Origin of the sequence: Frateuria sp., from assembly GCF_035695185.1 — a bacterium.
Lineage (GTDB): Bacteria > Pseudomonadota > Gammaproteobacteria > Xanthomonadales > Rhodanobacteraceae > Frateuria_A.
Genome location: NZ_DASSES010000178.1, coordinates 1 through 20,746 on the forward strand (window position 1 = coordinate 1; position 20,746 = coordinate 20,746).

General features: G+C 70.9%; 17 protein-coding genes. 9 read left to right on the forward strand and 8 right to left on the reverse strand.

Annotation, left to right across the window (positions count from 1 at the left end; translation table 11 throughout):
• The 7 genes from VFH59_RS14220 to VFH59_RS14250 form a co-directional block, all read left to right on the forward strand.
• On the forward strand, positions 1 to 1,114 hold a 1,114-nt coding region (locus tag VFH59_RS14220), incomplete at its 5' end, for an ATP-binding protein (protein ID WP_325165565.1).
• A 167-nt stretch (positions 1,115 to 1,281) separates the two neighbouring features.
• The gene (locus VFH59_RS14225; RefSeq protein WP_325165566.1) at positions 1,282 to 1,554 is read left to right on the forward strand and encodes a hypothetical protein; all 273 of its coding nucleotides are present in this window, start codon (positions 1,282 to 1,284) and stop codon (positions 1,552 to 1,554) included.
• 59 nt (positions 1,555 to 1,613) lie between these two features.
• A complete protein-coding gene (locus VFH59_RS14230) occupies positions 1,614 to 2,702 on the forward strand; it encodes a BON domain-containing protein (protein ID WP_325165567.1) in 1,089 nt (362 codons plus the stop codon).
• 237 nt (positions 2,703 to 2,939) lie between these two features.
• Positions 2,940 to 4,280 (forward strand): sigma-54 dependent transcriptional regulator, encoded by a 1,341-nt coding sequence (locus VFH59_RS14235; protein ID WP_325165568.1) that lies wholly within the window; start codon positions 2,940 to 2,942, stop codon positions 4,278 to 4,280.
• A gap of 1 nt (position 4,281) precedes the next feature.
• Entirely contained in the window at positions 4,282 to 4,998 is a 717-nt protein-coding gene (locus tag VFH59_RS14240; protein ID WP_325165569.1) for a hypothetical protein, read from the forward strand.
• A gap of 377 nt (positions 4,999 to 5,375) precedes the next feature.
• A complete protein-coding gene (locus VFH59_RS14245; protein WP_325165570.1) occupies positions 5,376 to 5,681 on the forward strand; it encodes a KGG domain-containing protein in 306 nt (101 codons plus the stop codon).
• A 49-nt stretch (positions 5,682 to 5,730) separates the two neighbouring features.
• Positions 5,731 to 6,327, forward strand: coding sequence for a DUF4142 domain-containing protein (locus VFH59_RS14250; RefSeq protein ID WP_325165571.1), 597 nt, complete (start codon positions 5,731 to 5,733; stop codon positions 6,325 to 6,327).
• Between the two features lie 206 nt (positions 6,328 to 6,533).
• Here the strand turns inward: VFH59_RS14250 and VFH59_RS14255 are convergent, their stop codons facing one another.
• Positions 6,534 to 7,391 (reverse strand): lysophospholipase, encoded by an 858-nt coding sequence (locus VFH59_RS14255; RefSeq protein WP_325165572.1) that lies wholly within the window; start codon positions 7,389 to 7,391, stop codon positions 6,534 to 6,536.
• 118 nt (positions 7,392 to 7,509) lie between these two features.
• On the opposite strand from VFH59_RS14255, the gene VFH59_RS14265 reads away from it, so the two are divergent.
• On the forward strand, positions 7,510 to 12,297 hold the full coding sequence (locus VFH59_RS14265) for a DEAD/DEAH box helicase (protein WP_414655900.1): 4,788 nt from the start codon (positions 7,510 to 7,512) through the stop codon (positions 12,295 to 12,297).
• A gap of 63 nt (positions 12,298 to 12,360) precedes the next feature.
• Here the strand turns inward: VFH59_RS14265 and VFH59_RS14270 are convergent, their stop codons facing one another.
• The 3 genes from VFH59_RS14270 to VFH59_RS14280 all read right to left on the reverse strand — a co-directional run bounded on the left by VFH59_RS14270 (position 12,361) and on the right by VFH59_RS14280 (position 15,429).
• On the reverse strand, positions 12,361 to 12,732 hold the full coding sequence (locus tag VFH59_RS14270) for a nuclear transport factor 2 family protein (protein ID WP_325165573.1): 372 nt from the start codon (positions 12,730 to 12,732) through the stop codon (positions 12,361 to 12,363).
• Between the two features lie 157 nt (positions 12,733 to 12,889).
• On the reverse strand, positions 12,890 to 14,485 hold the full coding sequence (locus VFH59_RS14275) for a S10 family peptidase (RefSeq protein ID WP_325165574.1): 1,596 nt from the start codon (positions 14,483 to 14,485) through the stop codon (positions 12,890 to 12,892).
• 80 nt (positions 14,486 to 14,565) lie between these two features.
• Positions 14,566 to 15,429, reverse strand: coding sequence for an EamA/RhaT family transporter (locus tag VFH59_RS14280; RefSeq protein WP_325165575.1), 864 nt, complete (start codon positions 15,427 to 15,429; stop codon positions 14,566 to 14,568).
• A 131-nt stretch (positions 15,430 to 15,560) separates the two neighbouring features.
• Here VFH59_RS14280 and VFH59_RS14285 point away from each other — a divergent pair, with 131 nt between their 5' ends.
• The gene (locus tag VFH59_RS14285; protein ID WP_325165576.1) at positions 15,561 to 15,869 is read left to right on the forward strand and encodes a DUF1272 domain-containing protein; all 309 of its coding nucleotides are present in this window, start codon (positions 15,561 to 15,563) and stop codon (positions 15,867 to 15,869) included.
• Positions 15,870 to 15,888: 19 nt separating this feature from the next.
• Here the strand turns inward: VFH59_RS14285 and eda are convergent, their stop codons facing one another.
• From eda to zwf, 4 genes are all read right to left on the reverse strand, one after another.
• Positions 15,889 to 16,533 (reverse strand): bifunctional 4-hydroxy-2-oxoglutarate aldolase/2-dehydro-3-deoxy-phosphogluconate aldolase, encoded by a 645-nt coding sequence (gene eda / locus VFH59_RS14290; RefSeq protein ID WP_325165577.1) that lies wholly within the window; start codon positions 16,531 to 16,533, stop codon positions 15,889 to 15,891.
• Positions 16,533 to 18,350, reverse strand: a complete 1,818-nt coding sequence (gene edd, locus VFH59_RS14295; RefSeq protein WP_325165578.1) for a phosphogluconate dehydratase — start codon at positions 18,348 to 18,350, stop codon at positions 16,533 to 16,535. Before edd ends, eda begins: the two co-directional genes overlap by 1 nt.
• Positions 18,351 to 18,404: 54 nt before the next feature.
• Complete coding sequence (gene pgl / locus VFH59_RS14300) at positions 18,405 to 19,118, reverse strand: 6-phosphogluconolactonase (RefSeq protein WP_325165579.1); 714 nt, start codon at positions 19,116 to 19,118, stop codon at positions 18,405 to 18,407.
• Positions 19,119 to 19,182: 64 nt separating this feature from the next.
• Entirely contained in the window at positions 19,183 to 20,649 is a 1,467-nt protein-coding gene (gene zwf / locus VFH59_RS14305) for a glucose-6-phosphate dehydrogenase (RefSeq protein ID WP_325165580.1), read from the reverse strand.
• Between the last annotated feature and the right edge of the window lie 97 nt (positions 20,650 to 20,746).

The window sequence follows — 20,746 nt, forward strand, 5'->3', positions numbered from 1 at the left end:
GGCGCACGACTTCAACAACCTGCTGCAGGGCATCATCGGCTCGCTCGAAGTGGTCGAGATGCGCCTGGCCAGCGGTCGCCAGGACGTGGGTCGCTTCCTCGGCAACGCGCTGGATTCGGCCAAGCGCGCCGCCACGCTCACCCACCGCCTGCTCGCCTTCGCGCGGCGCCAGCCGCTGGCGCCCAAGAGCGTGAGCCTGAACGAGCTGGTCGCGCAGATCGCCGAGCTGCTGCCGGCCACGCTCGGCGAGCGGGTCGAGCTCAAGCTCGAGCTGGCGCCCGCACTGGTGCCGGTGTTGTGCGATCCCAACCTGCTGGAAAGCGCGATCCTCAACCTGGCGATCAACGCGCGCGACGCGATGCCCGACGGCGGCCGGCTGACCATCCGCACCGGCTCGGTGCCGCCGGGCGAGGGGCCGCTGCGCCGGCCACACAGCCTGCGCGACGCACCCACGCTGCTGCTGCAGGTGATCGATACCGGCGCCGGCATGTCGCCGGAGGTGCGTGCGCGCGCCTTCGACCCGTTTTTCACCACCAAACCGAAGGGTCGCGGCACCGGCCTGGGGCTGTCGATGATCCACGGCTTCGTCAGCCAGTCGCGCGGTGCCATCGAACTGGACAGCGAGCCCGGGCGCGGCACCACCGTGTCGATCTACCTGCCCAGCGGCGAGCGGCGCAGCGTGCGCGCGCTGGAGGAGCGCGGTAGCGGCGCGCGCTGGGAGCCGAGCGCCGGCGAGACCATCCTGCTGGTCGAGGACGAGGACGTGGTGCGCGACCTGGTCGCCGGCAAGCTGCGCGAACTGCGCTACCGCGTGCTGGAGGCGCGCGACGGCCACGCCGGGCTCGCCGTCATCGAGTCGACCGAGCAGATCGACCTGGTCGTCTCCGACATCGGCTTGCCCGGCCTCACCGGTCTGCAGATGGTCGAGGTCGGGCGGCACCACCGGCCCGAGATGAAGGTGCTCTTCATGACCGGCTATGCCGAGACCATGCCGGAGGACTGGACGCTGGACGCCCATACCGACCTGCTGACCAAGCCGTTCGAATTCGACGCGCTGGTGCAGCGCATGCGCGCGCTGCTGCCCGGCCCGCTGAAGCAGGCAAGCTCTCCGTAGGGCGTCCCCCGCACGGGCAGGCGCCCCACGCCCAACCGCCTGTAAAAACTGCCGCGACCGGTAAAACCTGCAAGCATTTCCCGCACGGCCGCGCTCGCCCGGGCTTGCGGGCAGGGTTGGCACGTCGCTTGTATGACCCGGGATGTCCCTCCTCCACGAGGCATCCCATGCACCAGTTCCTGCCCTGCCCGCCGCTCGTCAATCCGATCCGCGTGCCGCGCATGCCGCCGCCAGGCTGCATGGTGCCGTCCAAGCCGGTCGGCGATCCCGAATCGCTCCCGCCCGACCCCACCCCGCCACAGCCCTACGATCCGGGCGATCCGGTGCGCGCGCCCAGGCCGCGCGAGCCGGACCTGCCCGCGATCGACCCGCATGAGCCGGGCATCCCCGTGCCACGCATTGGCGAGCCGGGCATCCCGCTGTGCCGCTGGCTGAACTGACGCAAAACTTGGCACGGCCGCTGCAAATTTTTCGCCGAACCTTCCCAGACGGAGTCCCCATGAGCCGACACGACGACCGTTACGACGACCGCTCACGCTACCGCACCCGCGACGACCGCATTCGCGAGCGCAACCAGCGCGCTCCCTACGAAGCCGACCGCCAGGTCCGCACCTACGGCAGCGACGACGACTACGCCGCCGCGCACCCCTGGCAGGCGGCGCATCCGCGCAGCGACTTCGAGGGAAACCGGCCGCCCGACTGGCGCGAACAGCCGGTTCGCTACGGCGGCGGCTACCGCGACGACGAGGAACTGTGGTCGCGCCCGCGGGGAACGCGCGGCGATGCCCGCTACGGCCTGGACACGGATGCGGAACGGCATTTCGTGGAGGGCTACCAGGACGAAGACAACCGCCACCGCGCGCACGGCTACGGCCGCCACGCCGACACCTGGCGGAACGAGCCGCGCCACGGCCAGAGCAACAGCGGCTACGACACCGCCCGCGCCTACGGCGAGGGCAACCGGCAGGACGATGCGCGCAGCGACCGCATGCACGCCAGCTGGACCCAGGAGCACGACTACGAAGGCCCGCGCTACGGTGCCGGGGAGCGGCGCGGCGGCCCCGGCAGGGGCGCGATGGGCAGCCAGTATGCGCATACCGATACTTACGGCGGCGCCGGCTTCCGCCAGCAGGGCAAACGCTACTGGTTCGACGAGGGCGACCAGCGCGGGCAGTTCCGCGGCACCCGGCCGCGCGGCTACGAACGAAGCGACGAACGCCTGCGTGAACTCGCCTGTGAGCACCTGACGGAGGCGGATCTGGACGCCAGCGACATCGAGGTCAAGGTGAGCCAGGGCACCGTCACGCTCGAGGGCAGCGTTCCTGCGCGCTGGATGAAGCACTCGGCGGAAGACATCATCGACGACCTCGGCGGGGTGCAGGACGTCCAGAACCACCTGCGCGTGCGCCGCGGCGACATCGGCACGGGTCCCCAGCAGTCTGCGGGGACAAGCGCCACCCCATCGCCAGGCAGCAGCACCGGCGCCGCGCCTGGTAGCGGATCGACGACCGCCGCCTCGAACACCGGCCCGGCGGAGGGTCTGGCCGGCCAGGGCAACGGCGATATCGGTGGACGCAGCAGGCACTGATCCGGCGCGGATGCAGGCACGCGTGCGGCATCGGCCACACGCGTGTCGGGCATCCCTTACAACTTGGAACATCTCTTCGACGCTACTTGCACTTCGCATGCGGCATCGTCGGTTTCGTCCACGCCGACCTGCCGAGCGCTACACAGCGCCACTTGTCGCGGTGGATGCACGGGCGCACCAGCGACCCGCTCCCTCCACGAGACAGCCTGGGGTCGATGACCCCTCCCCGGTGAAATTGTGCCGACGACCGCTTCCATCCTGCTCGTTGACGACGATCCTCAATTCCTAGACGTGGTAACCGCCTTCGCCGAATCGAAAGACTGCCTGGTCACCGGTGCCGCTAGCCTGGCGCATGCGCTGAAGCTCACCGCCGAACAGCGTTTCGACCTGCTCCTGCTCGATCTGTCGCTGCCGGACGGCAACGGCCTGGAATTGATCGGCCACCTGGACCCGCAGCAGACCGGGCAGGCCGTCGTGGTGACCGGACACCCTACGGTGGAGACCGCCGTGCGTGCGTTGCAACTGCCCGTGCTCGACTACCTGATCAAGCCGATCGAGGGCGCACAGCTGAACCGCCTGCTCGATCAGGCGGTCGCCGCGGCCAAGTTGCGTGCGGCCTCGCAGCAGGAGTCCGAGCGCTGCGGCGAGCTGATCGGCGCCAGTGCGGTAATGCAACGCCTGTTCGACAAGATCCGCCGGGTCGCGCCGCTGGACGTGACCGTGCTGATCCACGGTGAAAGCGGTACCGGCAAGGAACTGGCCGCGCGCGCGCTGCACCAGTACAGCGAACGCAGCGGCCGCTTCGTCGCGGTCAACTGCGGCGCCATCGCGCCGGATCTGCTCACCAGCCAGCTGTTCGGCCACGAGCGCGGCAGCTTCACCGGCGCGGTGAAGGACCACGCGGGCTTCTTCGAGCAGGCGCAGGGCGGCACGCTGTTCCTGGACGAGTGCACCGAGATGCCGCTGCAACTGCAGACGCACCTGCTGCGCGTGCTGGAGGAGCGCGACGTCACCCGCGTCGGCGCCAGCGCCAGCAAGCCGGTCGACGTGCGCGTGATCGCGGCGACCAACCGCGATCCGCTGCAGGCGGTGCGCGATGGGGTGCTGCGCGCGGATCTCTACTACCGGCTGATGGATTTCCCGCTCGCGATGCCGCCCCTGCGCGAGCATGCCAGCGACATCCCGCTGCTGGCCCAACGCTTCCTCGACCGGCTCAACGAGCGCTACGGCACCAGCCGCCGCTTCGCACCGGACGCGATGCGCCGGCTGCTCACCTACGACTGGCCGGGCAACGCACGCGAACTCAAGCACGCCGTACAACGCGCCTGGGTGATGTCCGGCGACGAACTGGACATGCACATCGCGCAACAGCCGCAGCACCCGCTGCACCAGGCGCACGACCACGGCAGCATGCCCTTCCGCGTCGGCATGACCATCGAGGAGATGGAAAAGCAGATGCTCCTGCGCACGCTTGCGCATTTCGACAACGACAAGACGCGAACGGCCGAGGCGCTGGGGGTCAGCCTCAAGACGATCTACAACAAGCTGTCGCGCTACCAGCACGAAGACCGCGAATGAAATGAACGCACGACCGGCCAGCTCAGCCATCACCCCCATCCCCCTCCCGCTGCCGACCACGTTGCAAGCGCTCGACGCCTCCTCCGCGGAGGAGGCGATCACCCGCCTGCTGCAACACGTGAGCCTGCAATGGCATGCCGAAGTCTGCCTGCTGGTGGCGCCACACCGGCCCAGCGGGCAGGGTCGCTATTGCTGGCAGTTGCCGGCGCCACCGGTCTCGCGGCGCGAGGCGCGCGCGCTGGCCGGGCAGGTCGCCGCGCAATCGCTGCGTTCGGCGCTCACCGTCGAGCGTAGCGATGCACGCGAGCGCGCCGGCAGCCCGCGCCTGCGCGCGATCGCCCTGCCATGCCGCCGCGCGCGCCGCCCCGCCGCCGCGCTCGGGCTGGCGCTGTATCGCCCGCGCATGCTCGATGCCGAGGAACGCGCCGCGCTGGCCCACGTCGGCGCCTGGCTGGCGGTGCTGCTGCAACGCGAACGGCGCGAAGCCGTCGAACAGGAACAGAGCGCCGACCCGGTGCCCGTCGTGGACGCCATCAACAACGCGCTCAACGTCATCCTGATGCGCACCGACCTGGCGGCGCTCATGCTCGAGCGCAAGGAACACGCCGGCGTGCTCGCCGTGCTCAACCAGATCGGCAGCGGCTGCCTGCGCTGTGCCGAACTCGCCCGCGGCCTGCTCGCGGACCCGCGCCCGCTGCGTCGCTCCGAGCTCAACTGACCTGCACGGATCTTGCGCTCCTGCCGCAGGGACCGGCCCCTGGCGGGACGCCGGCAGCCCCGGGATGAAGACGCTGGCGACGCAACGTTTGCACCGCCGCCACGCAACGTCTAGCCCCATTCCACGCGGTCGTCACCGCACCTAGCTGCCCACCTCGGCAACTTTTCCAAGCGGCTTTGTAGTTTTGCCGCGACCGCTTGCGAGCAGGCGCGACAGCACCCTACCTGTCGACGACGTTGGCCGCGGAACGGCGGCGTTCGGCGCACTTCCAGACTGGCATGGATGTTGCCACCGCACGGCAGCCGCCGCGCAACGCGGCGCGCCGTCGAGCCCCACTGCTCGACGTCCCCCCGAACGCACATGAAGAGAGCATCGACATGTCCAGCAAGAACCCAGGCAGCGGTACCAGCAAGCGCGGATTCGCCAGCATGGACGAGGAGCGCCAGCGGGAGATCGCCAGCGAGGGCGGTCGCGCGGCGCACGCCAGCGGCCATGCCCATCAGTTCACGTCCGAGGAAGCGCGCCGTGCCGGCCAGAAAGGCGGCGAGGCGGTGAGCGCCAACCGCGAACACATGGCCGCCATCGGCCGCAAGGGTGGCGAGGCCAGCCACGGCCGTCGCGGCGAGGGCGCGCAGCAGGCCAGGGCCAGCCGCCCGGCCCAGCGGAGCGAGGAAGAGGACTGAGCGACCGACGCCCGCGCAAGGCCCGCAAACCATCCACGAGGAAACCGACATGAACGCACGACGTATCGGTCGGATGCTCGGCACCTTGTTGCTGGCCGGTGTGTCCTGCGCGACGTTCGCGCAGGACACGGCCGGCCAGGGCGCCGGTGACCGCATGGGCCACGGCATGAGCCCGAGCAGCGAGCACGACGCCATGTTCATGCGCCACGCCGCCGCCGACTCGCTCGCCGAGATCCGGCTCGGCCGCATCGCGCTGGACAAGTCGTCCTCGGCGCGGATCCGGCGGCTGGCGCAACGCATCATCGATGACCACACCAAGGCCAACAACCAGCTCATCAGCATCGCCCAGCGCAAGCAGGTCACCCTACCCACCGAGCCGATGCCGATGCAGAAGCAGGAGGCCGACCACCTGCGGACGCTCAGCGGCAGCGCATTCGACCGGGCCTATGCCGACAGCCTCGTCAAGGACCATCGCAAGGCGATAAAGATGTTCGGCATCGAGGGCCAGCGCGCCGCCGACCCGGACCTGAAACAGTTCGCCCGCACCACCCTGCCGGTGCTCAAGCAGCATCTGCAGATGGCCCAGCAGGCCGCCAGCGGCAAGGGTTCGATGAGCCTGCCGGTGTCGGCCAGAAGCACGCCCTGACCCATGAACGCGACCGCCAGCCAACGCTGCGCCCATCCGGCCTGCCGCTGCAGCGTGCCCGTCGGCGACACCTACTGTTCGGAACACTGCCGCCAGGCCGTGGACGAACCTGCCGAGGGTCCCTGCGGTTGCGGGCATGCCCCGTGCGAGCCAAGGAATCCGCCGGGGCAACCGCCGGCCTGACGGCGGACGGCAGCGGAATCCCCCTACGCGCCCGCGCCTGGCAGGGTGCGTCCCAGCCACGCCTCCAGGTCCGCCAGGACGTGGCCGCGCGCCGGTTCCGCCTCGTTGAACAGCTCGTGGAAGAGGGTCTCGTACACCCGGGTCGTGAGCTGGCCACTGGGCTGGGCGGCCGCCGCGAAGGCGCGGCTGCCGCGCGCATCCACCAGCCGGTCGGCGCCCGCCACCAACAGCAGCGTGGGTAGCGGCAACGATGCCGCCCGGGCGATGCAATGCCGCCCGCTCTCGAAGATGAAGCGCGCCAGCCGCGGGGTGATCCAGCCCGAGCGCAGTGGATCGCTGCGATACGCCGCCACCACCGCCGACTCGTGCGACAGCGCCTCGAACGGCAGCCCGCTGCGCAAGGGAAGGTTCGGCAGCACGCGCACGAGCCGCGCGGCGAGCGCCTGCTCCCACGCCGGCGTCCAGGCGCGCAGCGCCGGCGAGGAAAGCACCAGCGCGCGGGGGTCCACGCGCCGATCCAGTACCGCGCGCAGCGCGACCAGTCCGCCCATGCTGTGGCCCAGCAGCACCGGCGGCGCCGGCAGCCCGGCCGCGAACCGGGCGTGGACCTCGGCCAGGTCGTCGAGCAGTTCGAGCGGACGCGACAGCGCGCCGCGCCGGCCGGGGGAACGGCCGTGCCCGCGCTGGTCGTAGCTGCGTACCGCGTAGCCACGCGCGTTGAACCAGGCAGCCAGGCGGCCGTAGCGACCGGCATGTTCGCCCAGGCCATGCACGATCAGCACGCCGGCGCGGGCGTCGGCCAGTGGCCAGTCGTGCACGCACAGCCGGCGGCCATCGGCCAGGGCCAGCCAGTCGAACGTTCCCCCGCTTGCCTGCACCATTGCGTCCACGCCTTTTCCCCGCCGTTCCAACCCTAGCCCGCCGGCGACTTCCTGAACAGGCTCGAAGTATGAGACGGGCGCCCCTATATCATCGGGACACGCCGCACCCGCCGCCGCCATGCCGCTCGAACATTTCCATCCCGCCGTCGCGCGCTGGTTCCAGCGCAGCTTCCCGGCGCCCACTGCGGCGCAGGCAGGCGCGTGGCCGAATATCCACGCCGGTCGGCACACGCTGGTGGCCGCGCCGACCGGTTCCGGCAAGACGCTGACCGCTTTCCTCGCCGCCATCGACGCACTGGTGCGCGAGGGCCTGGCGCACGGCGGCGCGTTGCCGGACGAAACGCGGGTGGTCTACGTCTCGCCGCTGAAGGCGCTGTCGAACGACATCCACATCAACCTCGAGGCGCCGCTGGAAGGCATCCGCGCCGAACTGGCCGCCGAAGACCTGCCCGACGTGGCGATCCGCACCGCGGTGCGCACCGGCGACACGCCGCAGGCCGAGCGCGCGCTGATGCGCAAGGTCAGCCCGCACATCCTGGTGACCACGCCGGAGTCGCTGTACGTGCTGCTGGGCTCGGCTTCCGGCCGCGAGATGCTCAAGAGCACGCGCACGGTGATCGTGGACGAGATCCACGCGCTGGCCAATTCCAAGCGCGGCACCCACCTGGCGCTGTCGCTGGAGCGGCTGGAGTCGCTCTGCCAGCGGCCGCTGCAGCGGATCGGGCTGTCGGCGACGCAGAAGCCGATCGAGGAAGTGGCGCGGTTCCTGGTCGGTGCGAGGGACCAGGCGCCCTCTCCCCTCCGGGGAGAGGGCTGGGGTGAGGGGCGGGGCTTGCCCGAGACTTTCCAAGAGCGGACTGCAGGCAACTTCCCCGCGAGCCCCGGCCCCTCATCCGACCCTTCGGGCCACCTTCTTCCCCTGCTCTTATCAAGTCCGGGGGAGAAGGAAGCAGCGCGCTGTGCGATCGTGGATGTTGGCCACACCCGCCCGCGCGACCTCGCCATCGAAGTCCCGCCGGTCCCGCTCGAAGCGGTGATGTCCAACGACAGCTGGGACACCGTCTACGACCGCCTGGCCCAGCTCGCCCGCGAGCACCGCACCACGCTGGTGTTCGTCAACACCCGCCGCATGGCCGAGCGTGCCGCACGCCACCTGGCCGAACGACTGGGCAGGGAGGCGGTCGCCGCGCACCACGGCAGCCTGGCCAAGGAACTGCGGCTGGACGCCGAACAGCGGCTCAAGCGCGGCGAGCTGAAGCTGCTGGTCGCCACCGCCTCGCTGGAACTGGGCATCGACATCGGCGACGTCGACCTGGTCTGCCAGCTCGCCTCGCCGCGTTCGATCGCCGCGTTCCTGCAACGCGCCGGCCGCTCCGGCCATGCGGTCAACGGCACCCCCAAGGCGCGCCTGTTCCCGACCAGCCGCGATGACCTGCTCGAGTGCGCCGCGCTGCTCGACTGCGTGCGCCGCGGCGAACTCGACGCGCTGGTCCAGCCGGTGCAGCCGCTGGACGTGCTGGCCCAGCAGCTCGTCGCCGAGGTGGCCTGCCAGGAATGGGACGAGGACGCGCTGTATGCGCTGGTGCGCGGCGCGCATCCCTACCGCGAGCTGCCGCGCGAGCAGTTCGACGCGATCGTGCGCATGCTTGCCGAGGGCTTCAGCACCCGCCGCGGCGCGCGCGCGGCGTACATCCATCGCGATGCCGTGCATCGCCAGCTGCGTGCGCGCCGCAATGCGCGGCTGACCGCGGTGACCTCCGGCGGCACGATCCCGGATACCGCCGACTACCTGGTCGTGATGGAGCCGCAGAACACCATCATCGGCTCGGTCAACGAGGACTTCGCGGTCGAGAGCCTGGCCGGCGACGTGTTCCAGCTGGGCAACACCAGCTACCGCATCCTGCGCGTGGAGCGTGATCGCCTGCGCGTGGAAGACGCGCACGGCGCGCCGCCGAGCATTCCGTTCTGGCTGGGCGAGGCGCCCGGACGCAGCGACGAGCTGTCCATCGGCGTGGCACGCCTGCGCGAGGAGGTCGGTGCCTTGCTCGAGGCCGGTGGCGTGGCCGCGGCGCTGGCGTGGCTGCGCTCGACACTTGGCATGGGCGAGGCCGCCGCGCAGCAACTGGCCGATTACCTGCACAGGGCCAAGGTCGCGCTCGGCGTCTTGCCGACCCAGCACACCATCGTGTTCGAGCGCTTCTTCGACGAATCGGGTGGCACCCAGCTGGTGATCCACACGCCGTTCGGCAGCCGCATCAACCGCGCCTGGGGCCTGGCCCTGCGCAAGCGTTTCTGCCGCCAGTTCAACTTCGAGCTGCAGGCGGCGGCGACCGAGGACGCCATCGTGCTGTCGCTCTCGACCAGCCACAGTTTCCCGCTGGAGGAGGTCGCGCGCTACCTGCACTCGAACTCGGCCGAGCACGTGCTGGTGCAGGCGCTGCTGGACGCGCCGCTGTTTCCCGCGCGCTGGCGCTGGAACGCGGTCACCGCGCTGGCGCTGCCGCGCTACACCGGCGGCAAGAAGACGCCGCCGCAGATCCAGCGCATGAAGAGCGAGGACCTGCTCGCCACCGTGTTCCCCGACCAGGTCGCCTGCCTGGAGAACATCGTCGGCGAGCGGCAGATTCCCGACCATCCGCTGGTCAACCAGACCCTGCACGACTGCCTGCGCGAGGCGATGGACGTCGATGGCCTGCTGCGCATCCTGCGCGGCTTCGAGACCGGCGCCATCGCCGTGGTCGCGCGCGACCTCACCGGCCCCAGCCCGCTCGCCTCCGAAGTGCTCTCCGCCGCGCCCTACGCCTACCTCGACGACGCACCGCTGGAGGAGCGCCGCACGCAGGCGGTGCAGAACCGGCGCTGGAACGCCGAGGACGCGGACGACCTCGGCCGGCTCGATCCGGAGGCGATCGCCGCCGTGCGCGAGGAGGCCTGGCCGCAGGTGCGCAGCGGCGACGAGATGCACGAGGCGCTGACGTTGCTGGGGTTCGTCACGAGCGACGAAGTCGCCGGCAACGCCGGTTGGCAGGAACGCCTGAAGGCGCTCGCCAGGCACCACCGCGCCACGCGCCTGGCCTTTGCTCCCCCTCCCGGGGGAGAGGGCCGGGGCGAGGGGCCGAGCGTGCGGGGGACCTCCCAACAGCGATCCGCAGGGGACCTCCCCGCCAGCCCCGGCCCCTCATCCGACCCCTTCGGGGCCACCTTCTCCCCCCTCTTTGATCAAAGCCGGGGGAGAAGCAGCGCAAGCGTGTGGGTCGCGGCGGAGGTGTTGCCGCTATGGCAGGCGATCCATGCCGACGCCACGCCGCATCCGCCGATCAGCGCCCCGCCCGACTATGCCGCCCAACCCTGGACCCGCGACGACGCCGTGCTCGAACTGGTCCGCCGGCGCCTCGGCGGCCTGGGCCCGACCACGCCGTCGGTGCTCGCCGACTCGCTCGGGGTCGACCCGGGGGATGTCGAGCCCGCCCTGCTGCGCCTGCAGTCGGAGGGCTACGTCATGCAGGGCCGCTTCACCCCCGACGCGCCGGCCACCGAGTGGTGCGAGCGCCACCTGCTCGCGCGCATCCACCGCTACACCATCGGCCGCCTGCGGCGCGAGATCGAGCCGGTCAGCCGTCGGGACCTGATGCGCTTCCTGGCCGACTGGCAGCACCTGACCCCGGACACGCGGCTGGAGGGCCCGGACGGCCTGATCGCCACGCTGCACCAGCTCGAAGGCTACGAAGCCGCCGCTGGCGCCTGGGAGACCGAACTGCTCCCTGCGCGCGTGGGCGACTACACCAGCCGCTGGCTGGACGAACTGTGCCGTGCCGGCCGCTTCGGCTGGAGCCGCCTGCGCGCCGGCGGCGGCAGCGCCGGCCCCGTGCGCGCCACCCCGATCGTGCTGCTGCCGCGCCGGCAGATGGCCATCTGGACGGCCGTGGCCGCCGACGAGCTGCCGCAGGAATCGCTGCTGTCTTCGCGCGCCCAGGCGGTGGCCGACGCACTGGCCGACCATGGCGCGCTGTTCTTCGACGAGCTGCTCGACGCCACGCGCCTGCTGCGCACCGAACTCGAGAACGCGATCGGCGAACTGGTCGCGGCCGGCCGCGTCACCGCCGACAGCTTCGCCGGCCTGCGCGCGCTGCTGCTGCCCGCGGCCAAGCGCGACTCGCGCCCGCACCGGCGGGCAAGGCGGCATGCGTTGAGCGAGATCGAGGATGCCGGGCGCTGGTCGCTGAGCCGCTCCTTCCTTCCCTCCACCGGGGAGAAGGTGACTGTGGGCGGGTCGGACGGGGGGGCGGGGCACGCGGGAGCATCTGCCGGTGGTTCGAGGCAAGAGCGGCCCCTCCACGCGATCCCCTTCGACAAGCTGGGGCCGGGACTCCCCCCGGCGGCGGGAGGAAGCAAGGGAGGCGCTTCGCGCCGGCCTGACGCCGATGAAGTGGAGCACGTTGCACGTGTCCTGCTTCGCCGCTACGGCGTGGTGTTCTGGAAGCTGCTCGAGCGCGAAGCGCCGTGGCTGCCCTCCTGGCGCGAGTTGCTGCGCGTCTACCACCGGCTGGAAGCGCGTGGCGAGATCCGCGGCGGCCGTTTCGTGGAGGGCCTGGTCGGTGAGCAGTTCGCCCTGCCGGAGGCGATCGGCGCCCTGCGGGCGGTGCGCCAGCGGCCGCCCGCACAGCAAGTGGTCTGCGTAAGCGGCAGCGATCCGCTCAACCTGGTCGGCACCGTGCTGGCGGGCGACAAGCTGCCGGCGCTGGCCGGCACCCGCGTGCTGTACGAGGACGGCGTGCCGGTGGCCGCGCTGGTCGCCAACAAGCCGCAGTTCCTGCAGGAAGCCGATGGCGCCACCCAGCAGCGCTGGCGCAACGCACTGCTGCGCCGCGCCGGCAGCGAAGCGCACGGGATCGGCCTGGCCGTGTGAGGGCACGGTCGACTGGCGCGCCTTGTTGCGGCCCCCGCTGCGGCTTCGGCCGGCCGTCGGCTTTCAGTCGCTGATGTCGGCGATGTGGATCAGCAGGCCGTCGTGCACCCGGAACTCGCTGCGCCCGTTCAGCGCAATCGCCTGTCCGGCACGCGCACCGTTGGGCAGGTCCATGGCAAACACGCCCTCGAAGGCGATATCCACATGCGCTATGCCGTTGCTCTCGGCGTAGCGGGTGATCGTCTGCCGCCGCCGCGCGAACAGCGGCAGCGTGCTCTGCGCCAGCCGGCGGAAGGCCTCGATGCCTTGCGTGTGCACCGTGGTGACGCCCGCGGTGACGTTTTCGAACGTCACCTGCGGGTGCAGCGTGGCCAGCATGCCGTCCACATCCAGTCGGTTGTAGGCGTCTATGTAGCGGTCGATCAGGGCGCGCATGGGACTTCACCGGAAGGGACGCCGGGAGCATAGCAAGCGCGCCACGCAAAGCCCTTCTACGGTCGGGGAGGGAACGCAGGTCCGGCGGCGCGGGATCGCCCGCACCGCCGGGACCTGCCGTCCTCGTGGGCGCCCTCTCCGGGGAGAGGGACGACCCTTACTTCACGTTGTCGGTCTGCTCGATGAAGCGCGCCACGTTGTCGTGCAGCAGCTTCAGCGACGCCTCGTGCGCATAGACCATGTGACCCGACGGGTACCAGGCGTAGGAGATGTTCTTCTGCAGTGCGTCCGGGATCGGCAGATGGCTCATCTCGTACTGCGCCGCGAAATAGGGCGTGGCCAGGTCGTAGTAGCCGCCGTTGAGGAACACCTTGAGATCCGGATTGGTCTTCATCGCGACCGCCAGGTCCGGCATCACGTTGGTCGACTGCTGCAGCGCGCCGCCGTGCACACCCGGCGCCTTGTGCGAGAAGTCCCAGTGGTCGATGTCGGCGAACAGGCGGTACTGCATGTTCTGGCCGAACTTGAGCTGACGGCGCACGTAGTCGTTGAACGCCGAAACGTACGCCGAGCTGATCGCCGAGGACTGCGGGTCGTACTCCGAATCCTTGCCCAGCGGGTCGAGCGCGGGGCCGGAGAAGCGGCTGTCCAGGCGGCCGGTGGCGAGGCCGTTGTCGAACTGCAGTTCGTGCTCGAACATGCCGCCGGTCACGCGCAGGTTGGCCTTGACCAGGTAGTCGACCGGCAGGCCGGTGTACTGGTGGAGCTTCTCGGCCACGGCGCGCTTGCGCGCCGGATCCAGGTGCGAGCCCTGCATCAGCGCGCTGGCGTAGTCACCCAGCGCGTACTGCTCCACCTCGTGCAGGAACGGCTCCAGCTGTGCCGGCGCCTGCGGCAGCTTGTGGTGGTAGTACGCGGTGGCGGCGAAGGTCGGCAGCGCCAGCGCGTAGGGCAGGTCCACGCCCGGGTTGAACTCGGGACCGTCGATGCTGGTGTCGAAGGAGAGGATCTGCGAGAGCAGCACCACGCCGTTGAGGTCGACGCTGTCCTCGTTCTCCAGGATGTTGGCCAGCACCGCCGAGCGGGTGGTGCCGTAGCTCTCGCCGAACAGGTACTTGGGCGAGTTCCAGCGACCGTACTTGGACAGGAACTGAGTGACGAACTGGGCAAAGGCATGGCCGTCGCCGTCGACGCCGTAGGTGGCCTTCTTGCGCGCCTTCATCTGCTCGTCGCGCTTGGACTTGTCCTTGTCGCCGGCCACCAGCCGCGAGAAGCCCGCGCCGGGCGCATCGATGAACACCAGGTCGGAGGCATCGAGCAGGCTGTAGTCGTTGTTGACCAGCCCGTAGGGCGCCGCCGGCGTGTGGCTGTCGTCGCTGGTGACCACGCGCTTGGGCCCGAACGCGCCCATGTGCAGCCATACCGTGGCCGAACCGGGACCGCCGTTGTAGATGAAGGTGATCGGGCGATGCCCCGCCTCCGCGCCCTGCTTGAAGTAGGCGGTGTAGAACATGCTCACCGTCGGCTCGTCGCTCGGGTCGCCGTGCTCGTGCAGCACCAGGGTCCCGGCCACCGCCTTGTAGTCGATGCGCTTGCCCTCGACGCTGACCGACCCGGTGGTCTCGGAACTGTGGGGCTGCGCCAGCGCGGCATCGGGTCCGGCCTCGCCGGAGGCCTTGTCCTTGTCGGCGGCGAACGCGCCGGGGGCGATGAGCAATGCGGTCAATGCCGCGACGAGGGGGAGCTTGCGCATGGAACGACCTCACGTAACACACGGAAAGCCTCGAGCATAGGCGTGCCCGACCGCCCGTTCATACCCCCCAGAAGTCACACTCATCCCCGCGCGAGCAGGACCACCGCCAGGACGCTCAGGGCCAGCCCGACGAGGTTGATCCGCGAAAGCCGCTCGCGGAATACCGCCAGGCCCGCCACCGCGCCGAGCGCGACCACGCCCAGGTTCATGCCGGCAAACACCAGCGCCGGCCGCCCTGGCAACGCCTGGTGCGCACGCAGGTAGAACAGGATGTTGCCGAAATTGAGCAGGCCGAGCAGCAGCCCGGCGGCGGCACTGCGGCCACCGGGCCGCACCGTCCCGCGCGCCAGCCGCCAGCCCTGCAGGGCCAACGACACCAGCAGCGCCAGCATGAACATGGCCAGCAGCGCGGCACCCAGCGGCACGCCGGCCTGGGCCACGCGCTTGAACAGCACGTCGATCAGGCCGAAGCCCAGGAACACCAGCAGCGGGTAGGTCCAGCGCGCGGCACCGGCGGACGTTTCGCCGGAACCGCCGGGTGGGCGCCACACGAGGGCACCCAGCGCCACGAAGCCGGCCACCATGCCCCATCCCTTGGTGGCGCCGAGCGGCTCGCCGAACAGTACGAACGCGGCCGTCAGCGAGATGAGCAGCGACAGCCGCTGGGCCACCTCCGAGCGCACGATGCCGGCGTGGCGGACCGAGCTGGCCAGCGCCAGGAAGATGGTCGGCAGCAGCAGGCCCAGGCCGAGCAACGCCGGCCACACGGCGAGGGCGGCCTGCATCGCCGGCAGCGGCGGTGCGAATGCCAACGCACTGGCCGTGGCCGCGACCACGTAGTTCCAGGCGATCGCCTGCCCCACGTCGACCGCCAGCCGGCGCGCGAGCTTGAGCAGCACCGAGACCAGCACGCTGCACAGCGCGGCCGCCAGGAGGAAGTGCATGGTGGGTATCCGAGGGGCAAAACCCGAAGGATAAACGCATGCGCGGGACAGCCGGCGGGGCCTCCCCGCGGGAGAGGGCGCCAAGGTGGCACGGCTGGGCGCATCATGTGCCTCTTTGACCGGAGCCTCCCATGCTCGAGCTGCGCCCGACCTGCGAACACTGCAACAAGTCACTGCCGCCCGCCTCGACCGAGGCACGCATCTGCTCGTTCGAATGCACCTTCTGCCACGAGTGCGTCGAGCGCGTGCTGCAGGGCGTGTGCCCCAACTGCGGCGGCGGCTTCACGCCGCGACCGGTGCGGCCGGCCCGCGACTGGAAGAACGGGCACTCCCTGGCGCGTTATCCGGCCACGTCGAAGATCACGCACAAGCCGGTGGACGGGACGGCCCACGCCGCGCTGGTGGCGCAGCTGGACGGCCTGCCCGCCGAGGCGCGCTGAACCGCCGCGGGCGCCGCGACTAGGGCCGGAGGCTTGCCGCGGCGCAAGCCAGTGCTTCGATCCCGGCCCAGTCGCCGGCGGCCAGCTTGTCCGCCGGCGTAAGCCAGGAGCCACCCACGCACAGCACGTTGGGCAGGGCCAGGAATTCGCCCGCACTGGCGGCACTTATGCCGCCGGTGGGGCAGAAACGCAGTTGCGGCAACGGCCCGGCCCAGGCCGCCAGCAACCTGGCGCCGCCCGCCGGCACGGCCGGGAAGAACTTCAGGTGGCGGTAACCACGCTCGAGCAGCAGCATCGCCTCGCTGGCGGTGGCCGCGCCAGGCAGCAGGGGCAGGGGCATGTCCTCGGCGGCATCCAGCAGCCGCGACGTGGCACCGGGCGATACGGCGAAGCGGGCGCCCGCCTCGTAGGCCGCACGCAGGTCGGCTTCGGCCAGCACCGTGCCGACCCCGACCACCGCGCCCTCGACCTCGGCGGCGATCGCCCGCACGGCCTCGAGTGCGGCGGCGGTGCGCAGGGTCACTTCGATCGCCGGCACGCCGCCGGCGACCAGGGCGCGCGCCATCGGCACGGCGGCGCTGGCGTCCTCGATCACCACCACCGGAATCACCGGGGCGAGGCGCATGATGCGTTCGATCTGCTGCTGCCGGTCCATCAGGTTCATCAGAGCACTCCGGCGCCGAGGTCGGCGTTCATGGCGTTGCGACGGAACATCTCGAAGAGCTCGCGGCCGGTGCCGGCCTGATGGGAGCCCTGGCTGCCGGCAGCAGGCTCGCGCGTGGCCAGCTCGGCGGCATCCACCAGCAGCTCCAGGCGGCCGCCGGTGCAGTCCAGGCGGATCATGTCGCCGTCGCGCACGCGCGCCAGCGGACCGCCGGCGGCCGCTTCGGGCGTCACGTGGATCGCCGCCGGCACGCGGCCGGATGCTCCGGACATGCGGCCGTCGGTCACCAGTGCGATGCGGTGGCCGCGGTCCTGCAGCAGCGCCAGCGTCGGCGTGAGCTTGTGCAGTTCCGGCATGCCGATGGCCTGCGGTCCCTGGAAGCGCACCACCGCCACGAAATCCCGGTTGAGCTCGCCGCGTGCGAAGGCGGCGCCGACCGCATCCTGGTCATCGAACACGATGGCTGGCGCCTCGATCAGCAGGCGATCCTCGGGCACCGCCGAAATCTTGATCACCGCCCGCCCCAGGTTGCCCTTGAGCAGGCGCAGGCCACCGTCGGGGCGGAACGGCTCGCCGGCGCCGCGCAGCACGCCGCGGTTGCCGCTTTCCTTGGCGACCGGGCGCCAGGCCAGCCGGCCGTCCCCGTCGAGCTCCGGCACGAAGGTGTAGGCGGCCAGGCCCTTGCCGGCCAGGGTCCGCACGTCGGCATGCAGCAGGCCGGCGTCGAGCAGCTGATCGATCAGGAACGCCATGCCGCCGGCCTCGTGGAACTGGTTCACGTCGGCGTAGCCGTTGGGATACACGCGGGCCAGCAGCGGCACGACCGGGGAGAGCGCGTCGAAGTCGTCCCAGCTGAGCTGGATGCCGGCGGCACGCGCCATCGCGACCAGGTGCAGCAGGTGGTTGGTCGAGCCGCCGGTGGCATGCAGGCCGACCACGCCGTTGACGATCGCGCGCTCGTCGACGATGTGCCCCAGTGGCAGGCGCGAGGCCGGATCCGCGTGGGCCACTACCGCCTGCACGGCCGCGCGGGTCAATGCGTCCCGCAGCGGCGTGTCCGGCGCGACGAAGCTGGAGCCGGGCAACTGCAGGCCCATGATCTCCATCAGCATCTGGTTGGAGTTGGCGGTGCCGTAGAAGGTGCAGGTGCCGGGGCTGTGATAGGACGCCGCCTCGGCTTCCAGCAGCTCCTCGCGCGTGGCCTTGCCCTCGGCGTAGGCCTGGCGCACCTTGGATTTCTGTTCGTTCGGGATGCCGCTGGGCATCGGCCCGGACGGCACGAAGGCGCCCGGCAGGTGGCCGAAGCCGAGCGCACCGATCAACAGGCCCGGCACGATCTTGTCGCAGATGCCCAGGTACAACGCGCCGTCGAACATGTCGTGCGACAGCGCCACGGCGGTGGCCATGGCGATCACGTCGCGCGAGAACAGCGACAGCTCCATGCCGGCGCGCCCCTGGGTGACGCCGTCGCACATCGCCGGCACGCCGCCGGCGACCTGGGCGGTGGCACCGAACTGGTGGGCGAGCTCGCGGATCAGCGCCGGGTAGCGCTCGTAGGGCCGATGTGCCGAGAGCATGTCGTTGTAGGCGGTGACGATGCCCAGGTTCGGCGCGCGCCCCTCGCGCAGCGCGGCCTTGTCCGGCGCGCTGCAGCCGGCGAAACCGTGGGCGAGGTTGCCGCAGGACAGCTGCGCGCGGTGCGGGCCGTCGCCGCCCGCGGCCGCCTCGATGCGCGCGAGGTAGGCCGCGCGGGTTTCGCGGCTGCGCTCGATCAGGCGCGCGGTGACTTCGGCGACGACGGGATGCAGCGGACTCATTTGCAGATCACTCCAACGGACGGGCCGGACGGACGTGCCGGCGATGACGATCGATCAGGGACACCAGTACACGGCCACCGGCACCGGTGAGCGCACCAGCACCGCACGCACCGGATAGTGGGCGGCCTCGCCCAGGCCCAGCCGGGCCTGCGCCAGCACCTCGCGCTTGGCCTCGCCCTCGATGTGCAGGAACAGGTGGCGGGCCTGGAGCAGGGTGGGCAGGGTCAGGGTGATGCGCGGCTCGCCGGCAGCGGGCGCGCGCATCGGCAGCACGCCGCTCGGCTGGTTCGGATCCAGCGCCGCGGCCAGCTGGTCGCCACCGGGGAAGAACGAGGCCGTATGGCCGTCCTGGCCCATGCCCAGCACGACCGCTTCGAACGGCAGCGGCAGCGCATGGATGCGCCGACCGGCTTCGGCCTGGCCCTCTTCCGGCGTGGCGGCACCGGTGTACAGCGGCACGAATTGGGCGGCGGCGGCGTTGTGCTGCAGCAGGTGCGCGCGCACCAGGCGTGCATTGGAGCGCGGGTCGCCCTCGTCCACCCAGCGCTCGTCGACCAGCGTCACCTGCACCCGGGACCAGTCCAGCACCGCCTGCGACAGCAGTTCGAAAAAGCGCACCGGCGTGCGCCCGCCGGACACCGCCAGCAGCGCGAAGTCGCGCTCGAGCAGACCCGCGCGCAGGCGGTCGGCGACGCGCTCGGCGAGGGCGCTGGCGAGGGCCTGGCAGTCGGTGAAGCTGTGGGTGGTCACGTTGAGCGAAGTGGTCATGGGCACGCTGGCGGTGGAAGGTTCGACAGTGTCGGCAGCACGTTGCCGGCGTCGGGTGAAGCGATTACTCGCTGTCCTCGTTCCAGGTACGCCCATCGCGCTCGATCAGCGCCACCGCCGCACTCGGTCCCCAACTGCCGGCCGCATACGGCCGTGGCGGCTCGCCGACGCCACCCCAGGCGGCCAGGATCGGGTCGATCCAGCGCCAGGCCGCTTCGACCTCGTCGCGACGCATGAACAGCGTGGGATTGCCGCGCACCACGTCCAGCAGCAGCCGTTCGTAGGCGTCCGGCTGCTGCACGCCGAAGGCCTCGACGAAGCTCATGTCCAGCGGCACGTGGCGCAGGCGCAGGCCACCCGGGCCCGGATGCTTGATGGTCAGCCACAGCTTGACGCCCTCGTCCGGCTGCAGCCGCAGCACCAGCCGGTTCTGCGCCAGCGGACCGGCGGAGGCGTCGAAGATCGAATGCGGTACCGACTTGAACGCCACCACGATCTCGGACAGGCGCGTGGCCAGGCGCTTGCCGGTGCGCAGGTAGAACGGCACGCCCGCCCAGCGCCAGTTGGCGATCTCCGCCTTCAGCGCGACAAACGTCTCGGTGCCGGACTGGCCGTCGTCCAGTTCCTCCAGGTAGCCCGGCACGCGCTCGCCGTCGATCGCGCCGGCCTTGTACTGGCCGCGCACGGTCAGCTGCGTGGCGTTGCGCATGTCGATCGGCTTCAGGGCATGCAGCACCTTGAGCTTCTCGTCGCGCACCGCGTCGGGCGAAAGCGAGGCCGGCGGCTCCATCGCCACCATGCACAGCAGCTGCAGCATGTGAGTCTGCACCATGTCGCGCAGCGCGCCGGCGCGGTCGTAGTAGCCGGCGCGCCGGCCCAGGCCCAGCGTCTCGGCCACGGTGATCTGCACGTGGTCGATGTGGCCGGCGTTCCACAGCGGCTCGAACAGCGCGTTGCCGAAGCGCAGCGCGAGCAGGTTCTGCACCGTCTCCTTGCCGAGGTAGTGGTCGATGCGGAAGGTCTGCGCCTCGGAGAACACGCGCCCGACCGCCTCGATGATGCACATGGCGCTGGCCAGGTCGCGGCCGATCGGCTTCTCCAGCACCACGCGCGAGTTCGGGCCGTTCAGGCCATTGGCACCCAGCCGGTCGCAGATGTCGACGAACAACTCCGGCGAGGTGGAGAGGTAGAACACGCGGATGTGCCCGGGCTGCTCGTTCACCAGCGCGGCGAAGGCGTCCCAGCCCTCGTCCTTGCGCGCATCCAGCGGCAGATAGTAGAGCTGCGGCAGGAACTCCTCGATGCGGTCGGCCGCGGCGCCGCCGTCGGCCAGCACATCGCGCACCAGGCCACGGTAGCCGGCATCGTCCAGACCTTCGCGCGCCACGCCGATGATCCGGCTGGCGGGGGGCACCTGGCCGTCGACGAACCGGTGGAACAGCGCCGGCAGCAGCTTGCGCAGGGCCAGGTCGCCGGTGCCGCCGAAAATCACCAGGTCGAACGGGTCGACGGGCGGGGGGGAAGCCGTCACGGTTCACCTCGATTGCGTGTTGGGCAGACGGAATGGGCCATCCCGCCTAGGCGCCGGGGATGGTACCAGTGAAATACCAGATTACGCAGCATGGCGT

Bases quoted from the DNA above. Each gene is read 5' to 3' on its own strand.
- VFH59_RS14225 (WP_325165566.1), top strand. From the start codon at position 1,282: ATGCACCAGTTCCTGCCCTGCCCGCCGCTCGTCAATCCGATCCGCGTG.
- VFH59_RS14280 (WP_325165575.1), bottom strand. From the start codon at position 15,429: ATGCACTTCCTCCTGGCGGCCGCGCTGTGCAGCGTGCTGGTCTCGGTG.
- VFH59_RS14275 (WP_325165574.1), bottom strand. From the start codon at position 14,485: ATGCGCAAGCTCCCCCTCGTCGCGGCATTGACCGCATTGCTCATCGCC.
- pgl (WP_325165579.1), bottom strand. From the start codon at position 19,118: ATGACCACTTCGCTCAACGTGACCACCCACAGCTTCACCGACTGCCAG.
- VFH59_RS14250 (WP_325165571.1), top strand. From the start codon at position 5,731: ATGAACGCACGACGTATCGGTCGGATGCTCGGCACCTTGTTGCTGGCC.
- VFH59_RS14240 (WP_325165569.1), top strand. From the start codon at position 4,282: ATGAACGCACGACCGGCCAGCTCAGCCATCACCCCCATCCCCCTCCCG.
- eda (WP_325165577.1), bottom strand. From the start codon at position 16,533: ATGAACCTGATGGACCGGCAGCAGCAGATCGAACGCATCATGCGCCTC.
- VFH59_RS14255 (WP_325165572.1), bottom strand. From the start codon at position 7,391: ATGGTGCAGGCAAGCGGGGGAACGTTCGACTGGCTGGCCCTGGCCGAT.
- VFH59_RS14270 (WP_325165573.1), bottom strand. From the start codon at position 12,732: ATGCGCGCCCTGATCGACCGCTACATAGACGCCTACAACCGACTGGAT.
- VFH59_RS14265 (WP_414655900.1), top strand. From the start codon at position 7,510: ATGCCGCTCGAACATTTCCATCCCGCCGTCGCGCGCTGGTTCCAGCGC.
- VFH59_RS14245 (WP_325165570.1), top strand. From the start codon at position 5,376: ATGTCCAGCAAGAACCCAGGCAGCGGTACCAGCAAGCGCGGATTCGCC.
- edd (WP_325165578.1), bottom strand. From the start codon at position 18,350: ATGAGTCCGCTGCATCCCGTCGTCGCCGAAGTCACCGCGCGCCTGATC.
- VFH59_RS14230 (WP_325165567.1), top strand. From the start codon at position 1,614: ATGAGCCGACACGACGACCGTTACGACGACCGCTCACGCTACCGCACC.
- VFH59_RS14285 (WP_325165576.1), top strand. From the start codon at position 15,561: ATGCTCGAGCTGCGCCCGACCTGCGAACACTGCAACAAGTCACTGCCG.